The following is a 20,618-nucleotide window of genomic DNA, read 5'->3' as shown; positions in this document are numbered from 1 at the left end:
TCATGAGGCGTCTATTTCTGACGGGTTTATGTTGTCTGCCATTGCTGTCGCAGGCGAAAACCGATATCGGTTCGCCTGGCGATATTCATTTTTCGCTGTCGATCCGCCAGGGAACCTGTGAACTGGTGCAAAGCGATTTCAGCGTGGAGATGGGCGAGGTGTTGCTCGCCCGCGGGCAAAACGTTGGCGACGCATTAAACAGCGTCCCGTTTACTCTCGGACTGGAGCATTGCGGCGATGTGGTTACCGCTCGTGTAACGATGGATGGGGCGGCAGATGCAGATAACCCCGATCTCTTTGCGCTCGATAATGGCGGTGCCGACGGGGTGGCGCTGAAGATTGTTGATACCAGCGGTAAGGTGCAAAAGCCGAAAAGCACTGATGCAACGAGTCATAATTTTGCCATTACTCCGGCAGAAGGCGCAGTTTCGCTCGCCTGGACTGCCAGCTATGTCGTGACGCACGTGCCGGTAAAAAGTGGAGCGGCGAACGCGCTGGTGAATTTTTCCGTGGAGTACGAGTAGCTTAAAAACGCTCAGGGAGGCGGTGAATTGCCAGTAGCTTGCCGTTGTCCAGTGCGATGTAGTCGCCTTTTTTCAGCTCGCTCAGGATGCGCTGAATTCCGCTGCGTGAAAGCAGAGTGCGTTCCTGTAGATATTCCAGCGCAGTCATATTATGACGCAACAGCTCATCTTCCTGCATAAACGCCAACAGTGTCTGGCGAATCAGCTGATAACTTGATTGCCCGACATAACTGGCCGGCTGGCGGAACAGCTCGGTGGTCATGAAGCCCTGTACGCAGGCGACGCTCTTCCACAACTGTTTTTCATCAAACAGGGTCAATGCCTGTAGACGAGGAATCATCTCGTAGCGCACTGTATTACGCGTTTTGAGGTAGATCTGCGGCTGGCGGGTGGTTTCTGACAGAGCGAACCCCAGCACAAACGGAGCATACAAATGGGCAACTAACAGGTGGTCACTCTCCCGGAAAATCCCGACGATCCCTTCATGAAGCAGGCAGACCATCGGTTCCGGGATATGTCGCAGCGAGATGAGTTGCCGCGGTCGGGCGGTACGAATGTTTTCCGGGGAGGATAACGCGCTGGTCAGTGTCTGAATATGGTCAGAGGGCTTCATGTATTAACCAAGCAAATACGAATGTAGGTGATTATAAAGGAGGTTGATGCTTTTGCCAGGGGAAATAAAAAAAGGACGGTGGATCTTTTTTGCGATATCGTTAACCAGAAAACAGAATTATCCTGGAGAACTGCTTTTCTTTTATTCGGTAAGCAGGTATGCTTTCTCCATAATTTCTTTAAAATCATTTGGATAAAATAAATTCTTTCCTTCCTTCATTATTCTTCCTTATTTCCTCCATAATTGACGAAAAGTTGTTTTTTATCCTTTCATTGTTTTACGCACACTCTGACTAATTGACGTTAAAGGTCGTAAAGTTAATCACGTCAACACGGCAACGCGCCGTCAGAATAACTGAAAGTAAGGAATAACCTATGAAGAAGATGACTGCTCTGTTTGTTACCTCTGCTCTGGCTCTGGGTGCGGCTAATCTGGCACACGCCGCCGATACCACCACTGCACCGGCCGCGCAGCAGGACGGCAAAATGATGATGCACCATAAAGGTAAGCCGGGTATGCATCATGACATGATGTTCCAGGGGCTGAACCTGACGGACGCGCAAAAACAGCAGATCCGTGACATCATGAAAAGCCAGCGCGACAACATGAAACGTCCATCCCTCGATGACCGTCGTGAGATGCATAACCTGATTGCCAGCGACAGCTTCGATAAAGCCAAAGCGGAGGCGCAGATTGACAAGATGGCAGAGCAGCGCAAAGCGATGATGCTCTCTCACATGGAAACGCAGAACAAAATCTACAACATTCTGACACCGGAACAGAAAAAGACCTTTAATGCCAATTTTGAGAAGCGTCTGACAGAACGTCGCGCTCCAGACGGTAAAATGCCAGTACCTGCTGAATAACTCAGCATCCGGACTCAAGACCGCCGGTCTTGCCCACTCTGCGCCTTATGGGCAGTGGGCAGGCCCGGCGGTTTTCTTTTTTTCAGCGCGACGCTAAGGTATACATCCGGTATGCCGATAGTAGTTTTCTGACCGGAAAAATAACCATAAAACGGCTGCTTACCTTGAGCCTTCCGACGCGTCTGCGTCGTTCAGGAGTCGCAATGGAATACTTTGATATCCGCAAAATGCCCGTCAGTTTGTGGCGTAATGGCGGTGGCGAGACCCGTGAACTGTGCTGCTTCCCGCCCGGAACACGTGATTTTAGCTGGCGTGCCAGCATCGCTTCTATCGCCAGCAACGGCGATTTTTCTCTCTTCCCTGGCGTGGATCGGGTCATTACGCTGCTGGAAGGCGGCGAGGTGATGCTTGATGGCGGCACGGCATTTCAGCATACGTTGAGCCATTTCGAACCCTTCTATTTTGCCGGTGAACAGCCGGTCTACGCGCAGTTATCCGACGGCAAGATGTCAATGGATTTTAATGTCATGACCCGGCGGGACCAGTGCCGTGCCCAGGTACGGGTGGCAGACAGAACCTTTACCACCTTTGCGCCCAATGGTGGCGTGGTGTTTGTCCTGAGCGGCGCATGGCAGTTGGGCGACAAACTGTTGACTGTTGATCAGGGCGCGTACTGGCAGGATGGTCCCCATACGCTGCGGCTGTTGAAACCGGAAGGGCGGTTGTTGTATGGGGAGATTACCTGGCTGGCGGGTCAGGCGCTGGCGGCATCAGCCTGATGCATAATGCCGCCCTGCAGGACTATTTTTTCCAGAAATCGTCAAACACGGTGATCGGCGGGCGGCGCTTGTGCTCGGTGCGGGTGTACCAGCCTTCGATGATTTTCGCGATGCTGTCATCGAGTTTTTTGCCCTCAAGATAGTCATCGATATTTGCGTAGGTCACACCCAGCGCCGCTTCGTCAGGCAGGGAAGGTCTGTCGTCTTCGAGATCGGCGGTCGGCGCTTTCTTATAGAGATGCTCAGGGCACCCCAGCACGGCCAGCAGCTGTTTTCCCTGGCGTTTATTCAGACGGTAGATTGGATTAATGTCGGTACCACCATCGCCATATTTGGTGAAGAAGCCAGTGACCGCTTCAGCAGCATGGTCGGTGCCCACCACCACCCCTTTGGTCATCCCCGCAATGCTGTACTGCGCTTTCATTCGCTCGCGGGCTTTTTCGTTGCCGCGCACAAAATCGCTCAGCTCAATTCCTGCTTCGCGCAGCGCCTGTTCACTCGCCAGCACCGCGCCTTTGATGTTAACGGTCAGCACGCGGTCGGGCTTAATGAAATCGATGGCATCCTGGCAGTCCTGCTCGTCAGCCTGAACACCGAAGGGCAGACGTACAGCGATAAACTGCAGCGCGGAATTACCGGTTTCCTCGCGCAGTTCGCTGATGGCCATCTGACAGAGTTTGCCGGTGAGAGTGGAGTCCTGGCCACCGCTGATCCCCAGCACCAGCGTGTTCAGGAACGAATAGGTTTTCAGGTAGTCTTTCAGAAAATCCACGCTGCGGCGGATTTCGGCGTCAGGGTCAATGTGCGGCTTCGCGCCAAGTGTACGAATAATCTCGTGTTGTAACGTCATGTAACACCTCCATAAATGAATAAACGTGATGCGTTAAAGCTAACGCGTTGCCAGGAAAACGACAAGGATCACAGTTTTGATTGCTGCAAAAGGGCGCGATTCAGCAGCTTATTTTTTTTTCACTAGAATGTTCCGAAAGTTATTTCAATGTACATGCTAAGTTGAAAAATCGTCTGATCTATTCCAGGCTTATAACACGCTGATAAACAAGAGGACGGAATATGAACACAAAAATCGCAGGAATGTTAGGTGCAGCGGCAGTATTCACAATGCTGGCAGGTTGTACTGCCTACGATCGAACGAAAGACCAGTTCACACAGCCCGTGGTCAAAGATGTGAAGAAAGGGATGACGCGCGCACAGGTTCAGCAGATCGCGGGTCAACCGTCATCTGAGGTCTCAATGATCCACGCACGCGGTACGTGCCAGACATATATCCTGGGTCAACGAGAAGGTAAAGCTGAGACCTACTTCGTCGCGCTTGATGATACCGGACGCGTGATCAACTCTGGCTATCAGACTTGTGCAGAGTACGACACTGATCCGCAGGTCAATAAATAGCTATCCGAAGTTTGCATGAACCCTACGAAAGCCTGTCCTCGCGGACGGGCTTTTTTGATCACCAAATCTTATTTCTTTTCGCGAATTATTTGACTGAAGTGTGAAGGTAGTCATAACCCGAGGTCAACCAGAGACAATTTTTACTAAACAGGGATTATCCACCCCTGGTGCGTTGGCGTATACTCATCTCATCAAATCAGGTAACCAAACGGTTACAAAAACACCGGCCGGCAGGGGAATGGAAACCGTCCTGGCTGTCGGAAGCAGAAAGAAGATAGAAAAATAAGTTGAGGAGGCGTCTATGGAAAAGAAACACATTTATCTGTTTTGTTCTGCGGGCATGTCGACATCGCTACTGGTCTCTAAAATGCGTGCTCAGGCAGAAAAATACGAAGTACCGGTTATTATTGATGCTTTCCCAGAAACCCTGGCTGGGGAAAAAGGACCGCAGGCCGACGTGGTATTACTTGGCCCCCAGATTGCTTATATGTTACCCGAAATTCAACGCTTGCTTCCGAATAAGCCGGTAGAAGTGATCGATTCAATTCTGTACGGCAAAGTAGATGGTTTAGGTGTACTTAAAGCCGCTGTCGCCGCAATTAAAAAAGCTGCAGCGCAATAATTTTATTATTTTTCCCGTCAAAGAGTAATTTCACACACATGCGCCGTAATATTGATTGCGGCTTTTAAGGGTATTTTTCTATGAGTAGAGTCATCGGTTCGCTTGAAAAGGTACTCCTTCCTTTTGCAGTCAAAATTGGAAAGCAGCCTCACGTTAATGCGATTAAAAACGGCTTTATTAAATTAATGCCGTTAACCCTCGCAGGGGCAATGTTTGTACTGATTAATAACGTCTTTCTGAGTTTTGGCGAAGGTTCATTTTTTTTCTCCCTGGGTGTTCGCTTAGATCCCGAAACCATTGAAACTTTAAATAGTTTCAAAGCCATCGGCGGCAATGTGTACAACGGTACATTAGGTATTATGTCGCTGATGGCGCCTTTTTTTATTGGCATGGCGTTAGCGGAAGAGCGAAAAGTTGATCCTTTAGCCGCAGGTTTATTATCTGTCGCCGCCTTTATGACCGTCACACCGTACAGCGTAGGTGAAGCCTATGCCGTGGGTGCTAACTGGCTGGGTGGGCAGAATATTATTTCTGGTATGATTATCGGCCTGGTTGTCGCGGAACTGTTTACTTTTGTTATCCGCCGTAACTGGGTGATTACCCTGCCGGACAGCGTACCGGCGTCGGTCTCGCGCTCGTTCTCGGCGTTAATTCCCGGCTTCCTGATCCTCTCCATTTTCGGGATCATCTCCTGGGCGCTGACGCACTGGCAGACCAACTTCCACCAGATCATCATGGACTCCATCTCTACGCCGCTTGCGTCGATGGGTAGCGTGGTTGGCTGGGCTTATGTGGTGTTCAACTCGCTGTTGTGGTTCTTCGGCGTGCATGGTTCTCTGGCGCTGACCGCACTGGACAACGGCATCATGACCCCGTGGGCGCTGGAAAACATCGCGCTGTACAACCAGTACGGTTCTGTTGATGCGGCTATCGCTGCTGGTAAGCAGTTCCACTTCTGGGCGAAACCAATGCTCGACTCCTACATCCTGCTGGGTGGTTCCGGGGCGACACTGGGTCTGATTATCGCTATCTTCATCGGTTCCCGCCGCGCGGACCATCGTCAGGTCGCTAAGCTGGCGCTGCCGTCAGGCATCTTCCAGATTAACGAACCGATTCTGTTTGGTCTGCCGATCATCATGAACCCGGTGATGTTCATTCCGTTCGTCCTGATTCAACCGATTCTGGCCGCAATCACTCTTGCTGCCTATTCGATGGGTATTATTCCACCGGTCACCAACCTGGCACCGTGGACGATGCCGACTGGCCTCGGGGCGTTCTTCAACAGTAACGGTAGTATTGCAGCATTGTTTGTCGCGCTGTTCAACCTGGGTGTCTCGGTTCTGGTTTACCTTCCGTTCGTGACGGTCGCTAACAAAGCACAAACGGTCATTGACGAAGAAGAGAGCGAAGAAGATATCGCTGAAGCACTGAAATTCTGATGTCGCGCGGTGTGGGGGAGTCCTCCCACACCGCCAGTCAAAGAGGGAAAAGATATGCTGGATTTGGATCACATCACGGACGCTGAAACCCCGGAAAATGACCTCGAAGAGGTGGTGATGGGGCTTATTATTAACTCAGGACAGGCGCGCAGTCTCGCGTACACCGCCCTGAGGCAGGCAAAGCAGGGCGATTTTGAGGCCGCGAAAGCGACGATGGAACAGTCTCGTATTGCGCTCAGCGAAGCCCATCGCGTACAGACGCAACTGATTGAGAGCGACGAAGGCGAAGGCAAAATGAAGGTCAGCCTGGTGCTGGTTCATGCGCAGGATCATCTTATGACGTCAATGCTGGCGCGTGAGCTGGTTGCTGAATTGATTGAACTGCACGAGAAGGTACAATAACAGGTAATCAACGACGATGAGGCAACCGAAGATGATGACCATGGAAATCAGTACCGCCAGAGAACAGCAGCTTTTCAACGGTAAGAATTTTCACGTCGTTATCTACAACAAGACAGAGAGTGCCGGCGGTTTGCATCAGCATGACTACTATGAATTCACCATAGTGTTAACCGGTCGCTATTATCAGGAGATCAATGGCAAACGAGTATTGCTGGAGCGCGGGGATTTTGTGTTCATCCCGATGGGCTCGTACCACCAGAGCTTTTACGACTTTGGTGCCACGCGGATTCTCAATGTCGGGATCAGCAAGCGTTTCTTTGAAACGCATTACCAGCCTCTGTTGCCTTCTGTCCTGGTCGCATCGCAGTTGTATTCTGTTAAAAATACCTTTCTCAGCTATATCGAATCGGTAGTCGCCTCATTAAATTTCCGTGAAACGGAATTTGATGAATTTATTGAACTGGTCTCTTTTTATGTAATTAACCGTTTACGGCATTATCGCGAAGAGCCGGTTCAGGACGTTACACCTCAGTGGTTAAAAACCACCGTTGAGGAGATGCACGATAAACTTAAGTTTGGCGAAAACGCGCTGGAAATCATGGTCAGCCTTTCGGGGAAATCGCAGGAATATTTAACCCGGGCAACCCAGCGCTATTATGGTAAAACGCCGATGCAGATTATTAACGACATCCGCATTAACTTCGCCAAAAAACAACTTGAGATTACCAACTACTCGGTAACGGATATTGCTTATGAGTCAGGTTACAGCAGCCCCAGTCTTTTTATTAAGACGTTCAAGAAACTGACTTCATTAACGCCCAGCAATTACCGTCGGCAGCTTACCGTAATAAATTAACGCTTTGCGGACTATTTCCGCAGTAATTGATTACTGAATTTACCTGTCCGTGCTCAGCGTGGAGAGTCGGCTACGCTCAGCCCGGAGAATCATTAGGGAGAAAGTTATGAGTCAGAAATTGAAGGTCGTCACGATTGGTGGTGGCAGCAGCTATACTCCAGAATTACTTGAGGGTTTCCTGAAACGTTATCACGAACTGCCGGTCAGCGAATTGTGGCTGGTTGATGTGGAAGACGGTCAGGAAAAACTCGATATCATTCATGCCTTATGTCAGCGAATGGTTGAGAAAGCGGGTGTACCGATGAAAGTATACAAAACGCTGGATCGCCGCCAGGCGCTGGAAGGGGCGGATTTCGTTACCACGCAATTACGTGTCGGTCAGCTTGATGCGCGTGAGAAAGATGAGCGTATCCCTTTAAGCCATGGTTATCTCGGCCAGGAAACCAACGGCGCAGCGGGTCTTTTTAAAGGATTACGTACCATTCCGGTAATTTTCGACATCATTAAAGATGTTCAGGAAATCTGCCCGGACGCGTGGGTGATCAACTTCACCAACCCCGCTGGTATGGTCACGGAAGCCGTTTATCGTCACACCAACTTCAAACGTTTTATCGGCGTCTGCAACATTCCGGTTGGCATGAAGATGTTTGTTACCGACGTGCTGAAGCTGACCGAAAAAGACGACCTGTCGCTCGACCTGTTCGGCCTCAACCATATGGTGTTCCTGCGCGATGTGCTGGTGAATGGTAAGTCACGCTTTGCCGAACTGCTGGACGGCGTTGCTTCCGGCAAGCTGACGGCGAACTCGGTGAAAAACATCTTTGATTTGCCATTCAGTGAAGGGCTTATCCGCTCGCTGAATCTGCTGCCATGTTCGTACCTGCTGTACTACTTCAAGCAGAAAGAGATGCTGGCGATTGAAATGGGTGAGTACTACAAAGGCGGCGCCCGTGCGCAGGTGGTGAAGAAGGTCGAGAAACAGTTGTTTGAGCTGTATAAAGATCCTGACCTTAACGTCAAACCGAAGGAGCTGGAGCTGCGCGGCGGAGCCTATTACTCTGACGCTGCCTGCGAAGTGATCAACGCGATTTACAACGACAAGCAGACCGAGCATTACGTCAACATTCCGCATCACGGTCATATCGATAACATTCCGGCTGACTGGGCGGTAGAAATGACCGCGATCCTCGGTCGCGATGGCGCAAAACCGCATGCCCGCATTACTCACTTTGATGAGAAAGTGCTGGGCCTGATTTACACCATCAAGGGCTTTGAAGTGGCGGCGAGCCAGGCGGCGCTCAGCGGTGAGTTTAACGATGTGTTGCTGGCGCTCAACCTGAGTCCGCTGATTCACTCTGACCGCGACGCAGAAGTCCTGGCGCGAGAACTGATCCTCGCCCATGAGAAGTGGCTGCCGAACTTTGCGACCACTATCGAAAAATTAAAGCAGTAAAGGGAGCGCAGATGGAACGTGTTTTAATCGTCAATGCCGATGATTTTGGCCTCAGCAAAGGCCAGAACTATGGGATCGTCGAGGCCTGCAAACACGGTATTGTCACCTCAACCACCGCACTGGTGAATGGCGCGGCAATTGAACATGCCGCGCAGTTGAGCCGTTCTCTGCCTGAGCTGGCGGTCGGGATGCACTTTGTGTTAACGCTCGGCCAGCCACTGTCGCCGATGCCGTCGCTGACCCGCGACGGAAAGCTGGGAAAATGGATCTGGGAGATGGCGGAAGTCGACACGCTGCCGCTGGAAGAAATTGCCCGTGAGCTGGACTGTCAGTATCACCGGTTTGTTGACCTGTTTGGTTATGAGCCGACACATCTCGACAGCCATCATCACGTGCATATGATCCCACAGATTTTCCCGATCGTGGCGGCGTATGCGAAAGCGAAGGGCGTGGCGATGCGCATTGACCGGCAACTGGCTGCCTTGTATCAGCTCGATACCGACGGTATTCGCGGCAGCGACGGTTTCACCAGCGAATTTTATGGCGATGCGATCAGCGAAGCGTTATTTCTGCAAACGCTGGAAAAATCCGTTGCCAGTGGCGAACACTCGCTTGAGGTGATGTGCCACCCGGCATTTGTCGACAATACCATTATGGGCAGCGCCTATTGCTATCCGCGGCTGGCTGAGCTGGACGTGCTGACGTCTGATTCGCTGAAGCAGGCGGTAAGTGAAAAAGGTTATCGCCCCGGCACCTACCGGGACGTGTAATACCGGCCCGGACGCATTACGCGTGCCGGGCATTTTTTACGCCGGACGTCTTTTACGCCGGAATGTACGGAATTTTACCTTCACGCGACCATACCCGGTGCGCTGCCATTAGCGTCAACAGGTCATCCACTGTTTGTGTGGACAAAGCATCGCCTTCAACAATCCCTTCCTCGCCCTGCGCACTGACGTTCAGTATCTCCTTAAACTGCCGCGCATCACCCACCAGCACGATGGGTTTCAGGTGCTTATAGGCTTCCAGCAGGTAATACTGCGCATCGCCGTTATTGCGAATGCTGTCAATATCGCCACCCGGAACGATGACCGCATCTACGGTCAGGGAAGGGGAACCGGCAAACGTCGCTGCGACGGGTAGCGTTGAACCGTCATCCGCCGTCACTTCGCCCATTCGTGCGTATAGCAGTTTCGCGTGAACGCCTGCGGCTTTCAGCCCGGTCAGGAGCGTCAGTACGTCCGCGGAGGCGACACTGTCGTTGAGCAGCACCGCCACCACGCGTCCTTTCACCGTCCCGCCCGGAATGGCATACAGACTCAGCGTTGGATCTTTATTAACACCACTGACGTCCGGCGGCGGCATAATGCGCTGCTGTTCATCGGTGAGGGTGATGCCCAGATTGTCCGCTACTGCCTGCGCCAGCGTCAGGTCAATGTGCGCCAGTTGATCCACCACACGCTCGCGGATATACGGACGACCGACTTTGCTCAATTCAAAGCTGAACCCGCCGACGATATGTTCCTGCTCCTGTGGTGTCTGGCTGTTCCAGAACAGACGCGGGTGAGAATAGTATTCGCCAAACGACGGGCTGCGCTCGCGGATTTTATGCCCGTCCACGCGTTCCTGATACGTCTCAAAACCGCCGCGTTTTGGCCCCGGCGGAGTTTCGCGCGGCCAGTTGTCGTTGATTGAGTTCGGCTCATAGTTCGCCGGATTGGTCTCGATGTCCATCCGGTGCATACCGTCACGCTGGTAATTATGATACGGGCAGGTTGGACGGTTGATGGGGATCTCATGGAAGTTTGGCCCACCGAGACGGCTGATTTGCGTATCGGTGTACGAGAAGAGACGCCCTTGTAACAGCGGATCGTTGGTGAAATCCAGTCCGGGAACGATGTGGCCCGGGTGGAACGCCGCCTGTTCGTTTTCGGAAAAGAAATTGTCCGGGTTGCGGTTGAGCACCATTTTCCCCACCAGCTGCACGGGGACCAGCGCTTCCGGAATGAGCTTGGTCGGGTCGAGCAGGTCGAAATCAAATTTGAATTCGTCCTCTTCCGGGATCAACTGTAACCCCAGCTCATATTCCGGGTAATCCCCGGCTTCAATAGCTTCCCATAGCTCACGACGGTGGAAATCCGGGTCACGGCCAGTGAGTTTTTGCGATTCATCCCACAGCAGTGAGGCTTTCCCGGCGACCGGTTTCCAGTGGAAACGCACAAAAGTGGCTTTCCCTGCGGCGTTGACCATGCGGAAGGTGTGAATGCCGAAACCTTCCATGGTGCGATAGCTACGCGGGATGCCACGGTCAGACATCGCCCACATCACGTTATGCAGCGTTTCGGGTTGTAGCGAGACATAATCCCAGAAAGTGTCATGGGCGCTTTGCCCTTGTGGCAGCGCCCAGTGCGGCTCCGGTTTCACCGCGTGGACAAAGTCGGGAAACTTTAGCGCATCCTGAATAAAAAAGATGGGCGTGTTGTTGCCAACTAAATCAAAAATACCTTCTTCGGTATAGAACTTGGTGGCAAAACCACGAATATCGCGCACGGTGTCAGCCGAACCCGCGCCGCCCTGCACCGTTGAGAAGCGAACGAAGACCGGGGTGATCTTATCCGGATCAGAGAGGAAATCGGCCTTTGTGATATCCGCGAGACTTTTGTAGGGCTGAAAGTAGCCGTGCGCGGCGGAACCACGGGCGTGAACGATGCGTTCCGGGATGCGTTCATGGTCAAAATGGGTGATTTTCTCCCGCAGGATAAAGTCTTCCAGCAGCGTCGGTCCGCGGGAGCCTGCACGCAGCGAATTCTGGTCGTCCGCAATGCGTACACCCTGATTCGTGGTCAGCGGAAAGTTTTCGCTGCCTTTGCGAAACGGTTCAAGGGAGTCCAGCTTCTTGTTGCGGGTATCCGGCGCCTTCAGGCTGCCTGAGGTGGTAGGTTGCTCACCGGGCGCGCTCGGTTGCGGGGAAGGGCGATGCGATCCATCCTCCGGCGCCAGCGAATCGAGACCCGGGCGGGATTCACTGGAATCATGCACCGGTGAAGTATGTTGATGAGGGTTTTTGTCGTTCTGTGACATTGCACTCGTCTCCTGTTTCCATTGCTGAAAATTGGTCGCTGTTGCACCAAAACCCTTCTAACTATAGAACAAACGCGCGGGCTCTCCTTACGAAGCGGGGAAGGATCGGCTATCATAAAGGTTTATGTATGCCGTATCTGCATTATGAATTCGTCAATGATGAAACCGTTTCGCCAGCAAAACCGACGCATTATTAGCTACGTACCACGCGTAGAACCCGCACCGCCCGACCATGCTCTGAAAGTTGACGGGTTCCGTGATGTCTGGCTTTTACGGGGGAAATACGTTGCCTTTGTGATGATGGGTGACAGCTTTCGTCGCTCGCAGGCGTTCAGCGGACCGGAAGCGGCGCAGCGTTGGGCATTGCAGATGCGACAGGAAGGTGAGATGGATGAGACGTAAAGACGTTTTCAGTTATTTCTGATGAAAAAAAAATCGCCCGCAGGCGATTTTTTTGTTTTTAGCGATGCGCCAGCTCGGCGTCATCTTCATTGTCGAGGATGGTTTTATCCGTTTGACGCAGCCACTGGCTGGTCAGTGTACCGGCAGTCATAGAGCCGCTGACGTTCAGCGCCGTACGACCCATATCGATCAGCGGTTCTACAGAAATCAGCAGCGCGACCAGTGTAACGGGCAGGCCCATCGCCGGCAGGACGATCAGTGCCGCAAATGTGGCGCCACCACCAACGCCGGCAACCCCGGCAGAGCTGACGGTAACAATGCCGACCAGTGTCGCAATCCACAGCGGATCCAGCGGGTTAATCCCGACCGTTGGTGCCACCATTACCGCCAGCATCGCCGGGTAAAGCCCTGCACAGCCATTCTGACCGATGGTCGCGCCAAACGAGGCAGAGAAGCTGGCGATTGACTCCGGCACGCCCAGACGACGTGTCTGCGCTTCCACGTTCAGCGGGATAGACGCGGCGCTGGAGCGGCTGGTGAAGGCAAAGGTCAGCACCGGCCAGACTTTACGGAAATATTTGAGCGGGCTGACGCCGTTGACGCCCAGCAAAATACCGTGAATGACAAACATAATACCCAGACCCAGATACGAAGCGATCACAAAGCTGCCCAGCTTGATGATGTCCTGCAGGTTGGAGCCGGCAACGACTTTGGTCATCAGCGCCAGTACGCCGTACGGCGTCAGTTGCATCACCAGGCGCACCAGCTTCATCACCCAGCCCTGAAGGGTGTCGATAGCCGTCAGAACACGTTTGCCTTTTACGTCGTCATCTTTCAGCAACTTCAGTGCCGCAACGCCGAGGAACGCGGAGAAGATCACCAGGCTGATGATCGAGGTCGGGCTGGCACCGGTCAGATCAGCAAACGGGTTTTTCGGTACGAAAGAGAGCAGCAACTGCGGCACGGTCAGATCGGCCAGTTTGCCGACATAGTTGCTCTGAATGGCGTTCAAACGCGCGGTTTCCGCGCTGCCCTGTACCAGTCCTTCTGCGGTCAGACCGAACAGGTTGGTCACGAGCACGCCGACCAGCGCGGCAATCAGCGTGGTAAACAGCAGCGTGCCGATGGTCAGGAAGCTGATTTTACCCAACTGAGAAGCGTTATGCAGACGGGCTACGGCGCTCAGAATTGAGGCGAAGACCAGCGGCATTACAATCATTTGCAGCAGTTGAACATAGCCGTTACCGACGATGTTAAACCACTGAATGGAGTCTTTCAGTACGGCGCTGTCGGAACCGTAGAGCAGTTGCAGTGCGAGACCAAAGACCACGCCGATCACTAAACCGACTAAAACTTTTTTTGCCAGGCTCCACTGTTTATGGCGGGTTTGCGCCAGCGCAAACAGCAAAACCACGAACACGATAATGTTCGCGACTAATGGAAAGTTCATCCCGTTCTCCTGAATCACGTTAATGGCCGGCTTACAGAGGCCGACTCTGTTGGCGCAAGAGTAACAGAAGTGTCACAGGCCGCTTATATCCAAATGGAATGGAATATGTCAAAAGTGAAATTTTTGACTATTTATTGCCCACTCTGGTGGTTTATAAATCGATCAAAATGGATTTGCAGGGCGTTAATCACCCCGGAAGACCAGCGAACCGCGCTATTCTCCGGTAGCGACTGCGGCATCCAGACCGCCCAGGCAAAGAATGCCATGCACAGCACTCGCTCAAGCTGATTGCCTTTCTGCGGCACCAGGATTGGCAGGCGAAAGCGCCAGCGGCAAGGCCACAGTAGTGGCACGCCCGCCGGGGTGATCATGTCGGCGACAATATGGCTGAGATAACCCAGCACCATCCCCTGTAGCGCATCCGCCGGGACAATCCAGCTTTCCGGCACTTTCAGATAGAAGAGGGTTAGTGCAGCGAAGACTGCGAGCAGGCTGTGGGTAAACCCGCGGTGACCGAAGGCGCGGGCGACAGGTTTTGAGATCCAGCGCAGACGCTGGCCGAGAAATGATTTGGGATGATCAATGTCCGGCAACAGACAGGTCAGGACCGCAGACGGAATAATATGCCACCAGTCGCCCTGCGCCAGCACAGGGGTCAGCGCAGCATTTTTGGCAAATACCGCACTGGCAATAGAAAAGAGCAGGTGGCCTTCCGCCGTCATGGTCAAACCCGGTAAACTGTCAATTCATCCAGTATAGGGTTTTTATACAGTATCCGGAAGTGGTGACGTTGTAACTCTTTGTCACAATCCACGCAGAAAGCGAGGTGCGGGCAACAAAACGCTGCCCGCAGGGCGATTAACCACGTAAGTGCTGAACTGTCAGTTGCTGCAGGCTGCTCAGTTTGACGTCAGCGAGGATATAGCGAGGGTCCTGGAAATGTTCGCTATCTGGCACCACGATTGAGCGCATGCGTGCCGCTTTACTGGCAATCATGCCATTAACGGAGTCTTCCAGCGCGACGCAGCAGAGAGGATCAACGCCCAGCTTCGCTGCACAATCGATGTAGACCTGCGGATGGGGCTTGCTGTAGGGCAGCGCTTCTGCTGACGCCAGCGCATCAAACTGTTCGCGCAGATCAAACATGATGAGCACTTTTTCCAGCATATGCAGCGGTGAGGCGGAGGCGAGGCCCACCTTCAGCCCCTGTGCTTTACACAGTGCGACGGCTTCACGCACGCCTGGCAACAGAGGGCGCTCTTCTTCGACCAGTGAAATGGCGCGGTTGATAATGCGATTCGTCACTTCTGCGCGATCCGGCCCCACCCACGGCTGCTGGGCGTACCATAAATCCACAACCATATCGATACGCAGACCCAGCGTGTCCGGCAGTTCGTTGCGACGCGTGATGTCCACACCCAAACTTGCCATGACCTCCAGCTCAGCGCGATCCCACAAAGGTTCAGAATCAATCAGCAGTCCATCCATATCAAAAATAGCGGCAAGTATTTGTCGCGGGGTCGACATAACCACGTCTCCTGTAGAGTTATCGGGAAGAATAAAGTGTCTTCATGGTAGCGTATTTCCCCTGAAAGATCGGGCGAAAAATTGCAGCTACAGGTAGACTTAACAGCTGTAATACGAGGACGATTCGATTTGCCAGACTGGAGCAGGATTTTTACAAGGGGAAGTCATGACGTATCAACAAGCTGGACGTATCGCTGTACTCAAACGCATCATGGGATGGGTGATTTTCATCCCGGCAGTGGTTTCCACGCTGATCTCCGTTTTAAAATTTATGTACGATCACAGTGATAAACAGACCGGTATCGATGCTGTGATGCTGGATTTCGCCCATGTCATGATCATGATTGATATGATTCGCGTTAACACCCCGTTTCTGAATGTCTTCTGGTACAACTCACCGGTACCGGATTTTAAAAACAGTCTCAATATCCTGTTCTGGATTATCTTCGCGCTGATATTTGTCGGGCTGGCGATGCAGGCGTCTGGCGCGCGTATGAGTCGTCAGGCGAAATTCATCCGCGAAGGGGTTGAGGATCAACTGATACTGGAAAAGGCGAAAGGGCCGGAAGGGTTAACGCGCGAGCAGATCGAATCCCGCATTGTTGTACCGCATCACACGCTGTTTATGCAGTTCTTTCCGCTGTACATCATGCCGGTGATTATCATAGTCGTCGGCTATCTCTTCTTTTCGTTGCTGGGCTTTATCTGAAGAGAGACTGGCCGCAGAGTGCGGCCAGTAAAGGTTTATAGCGTCGGTAACGGACGCGGTTTTCCGTCGTTATCGACGGCCACATAAATGAATAAAGCTTCCGTGGCTTTATAACGCTGGCCTATCGGTTCGGACGATACTTTCTTCACCCACACTTCAATATTGATGTTGATCGAGGTGTTGCCGCGTTTGACGCAGCGGGCGTAGCAGCACACCACGTCACCCACCGCGACAGGGCGTAAAAAGGTCATGCCGTCGACTCTGACCGTGACTACGCGACCATGGGCGATTTCTTTGGCCATGATTGCGCCGCCGATGTCCATTTGCGACATTAACCAGCCGCCAAAGATATCGCCATTCGCGTTAGTGTCAGAAGGCATCGCCAGGGTGCGCAGAACGAGTTCGCCCTGCGGAGCGTTAACGATATCGGTCATTATTGCTCATCCTGTGGCATATGACGGTAGATGTAGACACCGCTCAGCAACGTAAATACCAGCGTCAGTGCGGTCAGGCCGAAGACTTTGAAGTTTACCCAGATGTTCTGCGGCAGCCAGAACGCGATATAAATATTCGCCAGCCCGCAAAGGATAAAGAACACCGCCCAGGCGATGTTAAGGCGGGACCATACAGCCTCTGGCAGACTGATCTCTTTCCCCAGCATGCGCTGGATCAGCGGTTTTTTCATTATCCACTGGCTGATTAACAACGCACCCGCGAACAGGGCGTAAATCACCGTCACTTTCCATTTTATAAATTCATCATTATGGAAGAACAGCGTCAGTCCGCCGAACACCGCTACCAGCACAAAGGTGACGAGGGCCATTTTTTCGATTTTACGAAAGCGTACCCAGCTGTAAATCAGCACCACTGCCGTGGCGATGATCAACGCCGTAGTGGCGGCATAGATGTCGTACATTTTGTAGAAGGCAAAAAATACGACTAACGGTAAAAAATCCAGAAACTGCTTCATACATCGGTTCCGTTATTCAGTCATGGCCCGGAGCCCGGGCCTGCAATAAGTTTAGTTGCGGATCAGCATATACAGGCGGAACAAATAGACAAGCAACACTGCAGAAATCAGGTTGCTTAATGTATTCACCACCACGGCACCGACATACGGCGTCAGAACGGCAAAGTCTGCGGCAAATAGCAGCAGCACGGTTTTCGCCAACAACCAGGCGATCACCGCAGGTGCCACAAGGCGCATATTTCCCCATGCCAGACGAATGCTGTTACGCATTGAGGACATGATGCCCAGCTTATCCTGCACCAGCATGACCGGCGCAAAGGCCAGCACAATGGCCATCAGCACACCCGGTACCACCACCAGCATCACGCCTATCTGGACAAAAAAGGTGGTGATTAAAATCAACAGGAACAACTTTGGTAACACTGGCGCACTGGCGCCAATGGCACGAAGTGCACTGACACGATGTCCGGCGGTAATAAGCTGAATCAGCAACATCACGCCGCCGGCCAGAATCGCATTCCCCACCAGCCCGGAAAAGGTCGACGCCGCCGACGCGCGCAACAGAACCCGCTGTTGCTCCGGCGTCATGTTTTGCACCAGTTCGAACAGGCCGACGCTGCCCTCAAGGTTGTCGCCTTCACGAAGGATAGCAAGCTGCTCTTCACTCGGTGAAAACGCATGGCCAAGCACTACCGTGATAAATGCGCACAACAATGCAATCAGTAAAATCGTAACGAACTGATTACGAAAAAAATTACCCGTGTCACGGTAAACGGACTTCGCCGTGATAGACATGCACTCTCCTTGAGTATTGCAGGTGTTAATCAGGCGGTGATTGTAACTCAGAAGAGGCTAGCGTGGCAGTATCAAGACCTGTATGGAAAGGCATATCTTTGTAAAGAGGGGGTAAGCCGTAACGGGCACGCGCGCGGTTACAGGCGTCATTCTCTTCACCGTTTTCACCGGACATCGCAAATTCACGGCACGGTGAAGGCCGGTTTTCATACACAGAACAACTAACGCTGTCGCCGATTTCACCTGACAGCGCGACGCAGCGGCTCTGCCGGTTGTTAGTGCCCTTCATGCAGCGCAGAAAAGGGGTCAGGGGTTCCGTCAGGGATGTGGGGACGCAGCCGCCCGCATCGTCGGCTTCAGCCCAGTAAAAAGAGACACGAAAATACGCACAACAGGCACCGCATGTCATGCACGGATTCAACTCGCTCATAACTCACCTGAAAAAAACGCATCATGAAAGATTGTCCTGGCTAAGGTATGCCGCGACGATTGCTGCCGCAAGCGGTCGATAAAAAAATAAGATCAGCGTCAGCAAGAAAATCTTAAAATTGATATAGATAGGATTTCAATTATCAAATGGTGTTTCTAAAAATTAACCTGGATCAATGAATGTTAAATTTTAGCATTTAATGTGATCTGTGTTGGATCACACCTACCCAAATATGAGTATATTTGCCGCGCAGGTAAAACCATAACGAGGGTAAGGATATGAAGAAATTAGCTGTGGCGGCACTGGTTTTAAGCACACTTTCTGCGGGCGGGGCATGGGCGCATGAAGAGGGGGAGTTCTTTATTCGCGCAGGTAGTGCAACAGTCCGACCAACGGAAGGTTCGGATAACGTTCTCGGCGCGCTTGGCGGGTTCAACGTTAACAATAATACCCAACTGGGTTTAACCTTCACGTATATGGCAACGGAAAACATCGGTATTGAATTACTGGCTGCAACGCCGTTCCGCCATAAAGTGGGTACCGGTCCGACCGGCACTATCGCGACAGTGCATCATCTGCCGCCAACCCTGATGGCGCAGTGGTACTTTGGTGATGCCAGCAGCAAGTGGCGTCCGTATGTAGGTGCGGGGATTAACTACACCATGTTCTTTGATGAAAAATTCAACGACACGGGTAAAGGCGCCGGGTTGAGCGACCTGAGTCTGGACAACTCCTGGGGTGCTGCGGGTCAGGTGGGGCTTGATTACCTCATCAACCGCGACTGGCTGTTGAACATGTCCGTCTGGTATATGGACATCGACACTGACGTGAAGTTTAAAGCCGGTGGCGTGAATCAGACCGTCAGCACGCGTCTGGATCCGTGGGTATTTATGTTCTCTGCGGGTTACCGCTTCTAATCTCCTTCAGCAACATCTCTCTCAGCAACTGGTCGCTCGCGGCCAGTTGTTGTTTTTTTATTATCAGCAAGAAAACATATTGTACATCCCGCCTTCCTCTCAGGATCAATTCTGTTACGTTTTTGACGTGATGAGCATTGCCTTCATGTTAATGACACAACATTAGATTAACGTTATTAAACGACGCACCCTGACGCGATGCCAGACTCTGGCACCCTTATTTAATCTTAAATCAAGGAAAGGATTTGGCATCGGCGGCTTCGTTTTTTTAACTAATTCATATGGATAAGAAAAAATAGAGCGATATAAAATCATATCACTATTGATTCGTTATGCGCTGCGCTACGTTAGTTTTCCCGACGGAAGGGACTATCAGGCGACATGACGCCGGAAAAACAAATAAAAAGGTTTGATGAATCACTATGGCTGAATCTATGCTTCTGAGCAGAATTGCATCCTGCAACTGCATTGCAAAACTGGAACTGCTGCATACCCTGATTTGCAGGAATATCCCGGCGAAAGATCGCGGACAGTACATCCTGGCGCTCAACACTCGCCACGATGAGCTGGCGAGTGTCATTTATTACGAACGAGATTATCTCGACCTCGAGACGTTCTGAGACAAAAAAAAGCCCGCACGATGTGCGGGCAAGTCATACTGGAAGCAATGTGAGCAATGTCGTACTGAATACCTGAGTGATTCGCTCAACTATTCAGTGATGAGAAAGATAATATTTCTCATCTAAGATATCAACCCCAACGTTATTGCGGGTGATTACATCACTCATGTTACCGTCATCACGCCTGCACGGTGGCAGCTTTCATGCCCCGTACAAACGTTTTCAGCTCATCCAGCATCGCCGGATGATTGTCGACGTTCTTCTCAATGATTTTCACTATCGCCGAACCGGAAATAGCGCCGGCAGCACCCGCACCAAGGGCGGCGGAGACCTGATCCGGCGACGAAATCCCAAACCCCTGCAACGGCGGGGCGGCGTGGTATTCTGTGAGTTTTTCCACCAGATGATGCAGCGGTAACGCGGCGCGATTCTCTGCACCCGTCACGCCCGCGCGCGACAGCAGGTAGGTATAACCGCGACCGAAGGAGGCAATCTGGCGCAGCAAATCGTCATCCGCATTCGGTGGGCAGATGAAAATCGGCGCAATGTTGTGACGCATCGCCGCCTGGCGAAACTCGGCGGACTCCTCCACCGGCACGTCGGCCACCAGCACTGAATCGACCCCCACGCGGGCGCACTCGGCGTAAAACGAATCAATACCCCGGTTAAAAACCAGATTCGCGTACATCAGCAGGCCAATCGGGATGGTCGGATGCTTCTGACGGATCGCCGCAAGCAGTTCAAAACATTGCG

General features: G+C 52.3%; 25 protein-coding genes. 14 read left to right on the top strand and 11 right to left on the bottom strand.

Annotation, left to right across the window (positions count from 1 at the left end):
- Positions 1-2 precede the first annotated feature (2 nt).
- Entirely contained in the window at positions 3-524 is a 522-nt protein-coding gene (lpfE, locus tag GTGU_RS03850) for a long polar fimbrial protein LpfE (RefSeq protein ID WP_038154365.1), read from the top strand.
- Between the two features lies 1 nt (position 525).
- Here lpfE and GTGU_RS23930 read toward each other — a convergent pair whose 3' ends face one another.
- On the bottom strand, positions 526-1,137 hold the full coding sequence (locus tag GTGU_RS23930; protein ID WP_051857289.1) for a helix-turn-helix domain-containing protein: 612 nt from the start codon (positions 1,135-1,137) through the stop codon (positions 526-528).
- 374 nt (positions 1,138-1,511) lie between these two features.
- Between GTGU_RS23930 and spy the strand changes: the two genes are divergently transcribed.
- Complete coding sequence (gene spy, locus GTGU_RS03840) at positions 1,512-2,003, top strand: ATP-independent periplasmic protein-refolding chaperone Spy (protein WP_038154363.1); 492 nt, start codon at positions 1,512-1,514, stop codon at positions 2,001-2,003.
- Between the two features lie 203 nt (positions 2,004-2,206).
- Positions 2,207-2,782, top strand: coding sequence for an environmental stress-induced protein Ves (ves, locus tag GTGU_RS03835; protein ID WP_038154362.1), 576 nt, complete (start codon positions 2,207-2,209; stop codon positions 2,780-2,782).
- Positions 2,783-2,804: 22 nt separating this feature from the next.
- Here the strand turns inward: ves and nadE are convergent, their stop codons facing one another.
- Positions 2,805-3,632: an ammonia-dependent NAD(+) synthetase gene (gene nadE / locus GTGU_RS03830; protein ID WP_038154361.1), complete on the bottom strand. Its 828-nt coding sequence runs from the start codon at positions 3,630-3,632 to the stop codon at positions 2,805-2,807.
- Between the two features lie 221 nt (positions 3,633-3,853).
- Between nadE and osmE the strand changes: the two genes are divergently transcribed.
- The 7 genes from osmE to chbG all read left to right on the top strand — a co-directional run bounded on the left by osmE (position 3,854) and on the right by chbG (position 9,734).
- Positions 3,854-4,192 carry an osmotically-inducible lipoprotein OsmE gene (gene osmE / locus GTGU_RS03825; protein WP_038154359.1) on the top strand — a complete coding sequence of 113 codons (339 nt, stop codon included), beginning with the start codon at positions 3,854-3,856 and terminating at the stop codon, positions 4,190-4,192.
- Between the two features lie 301 nt (positions 4,193-4,493).
- A complete protein-coding gene (gene chbB / locus GTGU_RS03820) occupies positions 4,494-4,814 on the top strand; it encodes a PTS N,N'-diacetylchitobiose transporter subunit IIB (protein ID WP_038154358.1) in 321 nt (106 codons plus the stop codon).
- 80 nt (positions 4,815-4,894) lie between these two features.
- Positions 4,895-6,253 (top strand): PTS N,N'-diacetylchitobiose transporter subunit IIC, encoded by a 1,359-nt coding sequence (gene chbC, locus GTGU_RS03815; protein ID WP_038154356.1) that lies wholly within the window; start codon positions 4,895-4,897, stop codon positions 6,251-6,253.
- Between the two features lie 54 nt (positions 6,254-6,307).
- Positions 6,308-6,655, top strand: coding sequence for a PTS N,N'-diacetylchitobiose transporter subunit IIA (gene chbA / locus GTGU_RS03810; protein WP_038154355.1), 348 nt, complete (start codon positions 6,308-6,310; stop codon positions 6,653-6,655).
- A gap of 16 nt (positions 6,656-6,671) precedes the next feature.
- The gene (chbR, locus tag GTGU_RS03805; protein WP_072011904.1) at positions 6,672-7,511 is read left to right on the top strand and encodes a transcriptional regulator ChbR; all 840 of its coding nucleotides are present in this window, start codon (positions 6,672-6,674) and stop codon (positions 7,509-7,511) included.
- Positions 7,512-7,617: 106 nt separating this feature from the next.
- On the top strand, positions 7,618-8,964 hold the full coding sequence (locus GTGU_RS03800) for a 6-phospho-beta-glucosidase (RefSeq protein ID WP_038154352.1): 1,347 nt from the start codon (positions 7,618-7,620) through the stop codon (positions 8,962-8,964).
- 11 nt (positions 8,965-8,975) lie between these two features.
- Complete coding sequence (gene chbG, locus GTGU_RS03795; protein ID WP_038154351.1) at positions 8,976-9,734, top strand: chitin disaccharide deacetylase; 759 nt, start codon at positions 8,976-8,978, stop codon at positions 9,732-9,734.
- 52 nt (positions 9,735-9,786) lie between these two features.
- Here the strand turns inward: chbG and katE are convergent, their stop codons facing one another.
- The gene (katE, locus tag GTGU_RS03790) at positions 9,787-12,045 is read right to left on the bottom strand and encodes a catalase HPII (RefSeq protein WP_038154350.1); all 2,259 of its coding nucleotides are present in this window, start codon (positions 12,043-12,045) and stop codon (positions 9,787-9,789) included.
- A gap of 144 nt (positions 12,046-12,189) precedes the next feature.
- Here katE and cedA point away from each other — a divergent pair, with 144 nt between their 5' ends.
- Positions 12,190-12,447 carry a cell division activator CedA gene (cedA, locus tag GTGU_RS03785; RefSeq protein WP_072011903.1) on the top strand — a complete coding sequence of 86 codons (258 nt, stop codon included), beginning with the start codon at positions 12,190-12,192 and terminating at the stop codon, positions 12,445-12,447.
- A 58-nt stretch (positions 12,448-12,505) separates the two neighbouring features.
- Here cedA and GTGU_RS03780 read toward each other — a convergent pair whose 3' ends face one another.
- The 3 genes from GTGU_RS03780 to hxpB all read right to left on the bottom strand — a co-directional run bounded on the left by GTGU_RS03780 (position 12,506) and on the right by hxpB (position 15,424).
- Positions 12,506-13,897, bottom strand: a complete 1,392-nt coding sequence (locus GTGU_RS03780; RefSeq protein ID WP_038154349.1) for an L-cystine transporter — start codon at positions 13,895-13,897, stop codon at positions 12,506-12,508.
- 131 nt (positions 13,898-14,028) lie between these two features.
- The gene (locus GTGU_RS03775; protein ID WP_038154348.1) at positions 14,029-14,619 is read right to left on the bottom strand and encodes a metal-dependent hydrolase; all 591 of its coding nucleotides are present in this window, start codon (positions 14,617-14,619) and stop codon (positions 14,029-14,031) included.
- Between the two features lie 136 nt (positions 14,620-14,755).
- A complete protein-coding gene (hxpB, locus tag GTGU_RS03770; protein ID WP_038154346.1) occupies positions 14,756-15,424 on the bottom strand; it encodes a hexitol phosphatase HxpB in 669 nt (222 codons plus the stop codon).
- Positions 15,425-15,590: 166 nt separating this feature from the next.
- On the opposite strand from hxpB, the gene GTGU_RS03765 reads away from it, so the two are divergent.
- Positions 15,591-16,133, top strand: a complete 543-nt coding sequence (locus tag GTGU_RS03765; RefSeq protein WP_038154345.1) for a YniB family protein — start codon at positions 15,591-15,593, stop codon at positions 16,131-16,133.
- A gap of 35 nt (positions 16,134-16,168) precedes the next feature.
- Here the strand turns inward: GTGU_RS03765 and yciA are convergent, their stop codons facing one another.
- From yciA to GTGU_RS03745, 4 genes are read right to left on the bottom strand one after another with little or no spacing between them, the layout of a single operon-like run.
- A complete protein-coding gene (yciA, locus tag GTGU_RS03760; RefSeq protein WP_038154335.1) occupies positions 16,169-16,567 on the bottom strand; it encodes an acyl-CoA thioester hydrolase YciA in 399 nt (132 codons plus the stop codon).
- A complete protein-coding gene (locus GTGU_RS03755; protein WP_038154332.1) occupies positions 16,567-17,103 on the bottom strand; it encodes a septation protein A in 537 nt (178 codons plus the stop codon). Before GTGU_RS03755 ends, yciA begins: the two co-directional genes overlap by 1 nt.
- A gap of 51 nt (positions 17,104-17,154) precedes the next feature.
- Positions 17,155-17,898, bottom strand: coding sequence for a YciC family protein (locus GTGU_RS03750; RefSeq protein ID WP_038154331.1), 744 nt, complete (start codon positions 17,896-17,898; stop codon positions 17,155-17,157).
- A 25-nt stretch (positions 17,899-17,923) separates the two neighbouring features.
- The gene (locus tag GTGU_RS03745; protein WP_038154329.1) at positions 17,924-18,328 is read right to left on the bottom strand and encodes a YkgJ family cysteine cluster protein; all 405 of its coding nucleotides are present in this window, start codon (positions 18,326-18,328) and stop codon (positions 17,924-17,926) included.
- Positions 18,329-18,606: 278 nt separating this feature from the next.
- On the opposite strand from GTGU_RS03745, the gene ompW reads away from it, so the two are divergent.
- On the top strand, positions 18,607-19,245 hold the full coding sequence (gene ompW, locus GTGU_RS03740; protein WP_038154328.1) for an outer membrane protein OmpW: 639 nt from the start codon (positions 18,607-18,609) through the stop codon (positions 19,243-19,245).
- 422 nt (positions 19,246-19,667) lie between these two features.
- Positions 19,668-19,865 (top strand): hypothetical protein, encoded by a 198-nt coding sequence (locus tag GTGU_RS03735; protein WP_038154327.1) that lies wholly within the window; start codon positions 19,668-19,670, stop codon positions 19,863-19,865.
- Between the two features lie 178 nt (positions 19,866-20,043).
- Here the strand turns inward: GTGU_RS03735 and trpA are convergent.
- Positions 20,044-20,618 (bottom strand): tryptophan synthase subunit alpha (gene trpA / locus GTGU_RS03730; protein ID WP_038154325.1); only part of this gene is annotated, 575 nt, incomplete at its 5' end.

The organism is Trabulsiella guamensis ATCC 49490, from assembly GCF_000734965.1.
Lineage (GTDB): Bacteria > Pseudomonadota > Gammaproteobacteria > Enterobacterales > Enterobacteriaceae > Trabulsiella > Trabulsiella guamensis.
Note: the sequence above shows the minus strand (reverse complement) of the source record. Positions and strands in the feature narration are given on the sequence as shown.

Coding starts and splice junctions, on each gene's coding strand:
- lpfE (WP_038154365.1), top strand. CDS start 3: ATGAGGCGTCTATTTCTGACGGGTTTATGTTGTCTGCCATTGCTGTCG.
- GTGU_RS23930 (WP_051857289.1), bottom strand. CDS start 1,137: ATGAAGCCCTCTGACCATATTCAGACACTGACCAGCGCGTTATCCTCC.
- spy (WP_038154363.1), top strand. CDS start 1,512: ATGAAGAAGATGACTGCTCTGTTTGTTACCTCTGCTCTGGCTCTGGGT.
- ves (WP_038154362.1), top strand. CDS start 2,207: ATGGAATACTTTGATATCCGCAAAATGCCCGTCAGTTTGTGGCGTAAT.
- nadE (WP_038154361.1), bottom strand. CDS start 3,632: ATGACGTTACAACACGAGATTATTCGTACACTTGGCGCGAAGCCGCAC.
- osmE (WP_038154359.1), top strand. CDS start 3,854: ATGAACACAAAAATCGCAGGAATGTTAGGTGCAGCGGCAGTATTCACA.
- chbB (WP_038154358.1), top strand. CDS start 4,494: ATGGAAAAGAAACACATTTATCTGTTTTGTTCTGCGGGCATGTCGACA.
- chbC (WP_038154356.1), top strand. CDS start 4,895: ATGAGTAGAGTCATCGGTTCGCTTGAAAAGGTACTCCTTCCTTTTGCA.
- chbA (WP_038154355.1), top strand. CDS start 6,308: ATGCTGGATTTGGATCACATCACGGACGCTGAAACCCCGGAAAATGAC.
- chbR (WP_072011904.1), top strand. CDS start 6,672: ATGAGGCAACCGAAGATGATGACCATGGAAATCAGTACCGCCAGAGAA.
- GTGU_RS03800 (WP_038154352.1), top strand. CDS start 7,618: ATGAGTCAGAAATTGAAGGTCGTCACGATTGGTGGTGGCAGCAGCTAT.
- chbG (WP_038154351.1), top strand. CDS start 8,976: ATGGAACGTGTTTTAATCGTCAATGCCGATGATTTTGGCCTCAGCAAA.
- katE (WP_038154350.1), bottom strand. CDS start 12,045: ATGTCACAGAACGACAAAAACCCTCATCAACATACTTCACCGGTGCAT.
- cedA (WP_072011903.1), top strand. CDS start 12,190: ATGAATTCGTCAATGATGAAACCGTTTCGCCAGCAAAACCGACGCATT.
- GTGU_RS03780 (WP_038154349.1), bottom strand. CDS start 13,897: ATGAACTTTCCATTAGTCGCGAACATTATCGTGTTCGTGGTTTTGCTG.
- GTGU_RS03775 (WP_038154348.1), bottom strand. CDS start 14,619: ATGACGGCGGAAGGCCACCTGCTCTTTTCTATTGCCAGTGCGGTATTT.
- hxpB (WP_038154346.1), bottom strand. CDS start 15,424: ATGTCGACCCCGCGACAAATACTTGCCGCTATTTTTGATATGGATGGA.
- GTGU_RS03765 (WP_038154345.1), top strand. CDS start 15,591: ATGACGTATCAACAAGCTGGACGTATCGCTGTACTCAAACGCATCATG.
- yciA (WP_038154335.1), bottom strand. CDS start 16,567: ATGACCGATATCGTTAACGCTCCGCAGGGCGAACTCGTTCTGCGCACC.
- GTGU_RS03755 (WP_038154332.1), bottom strand. CDS start 17,103: ATGAAGCAGTTTCTGGATTTTTTACCGTTAGTCGTATTTTTTGCCTTC.
- GTGU_RS03750 (WP_038154331.1), bottom strand. CDS start 17,898: ATGTCTATCACGGCGAAGTCCGTTTACCGTGACACGGGTAATTTTTTT.
- GTGU_RS03745 (WP_038154329.1), bottom strand. CDS start 18,328: ATGAGCGAGTTGAATCCGTGCATGACATGCGGTGCCTGTTGTGCGTAT.
- ompW (WP_038154328.1), top strand. CDS start 18,607: ATGAAGAAATTAGCTGTGGCGGCACTGGTTTTAAGCACACTTTCTGCG.
- GTGU_RS03735 (WP_038154327.1), top strand. CDS start 19,668: ATGGCTGAATCTATGCTTCTGAGCAGAATTGCATCCTGCAACTGCATT.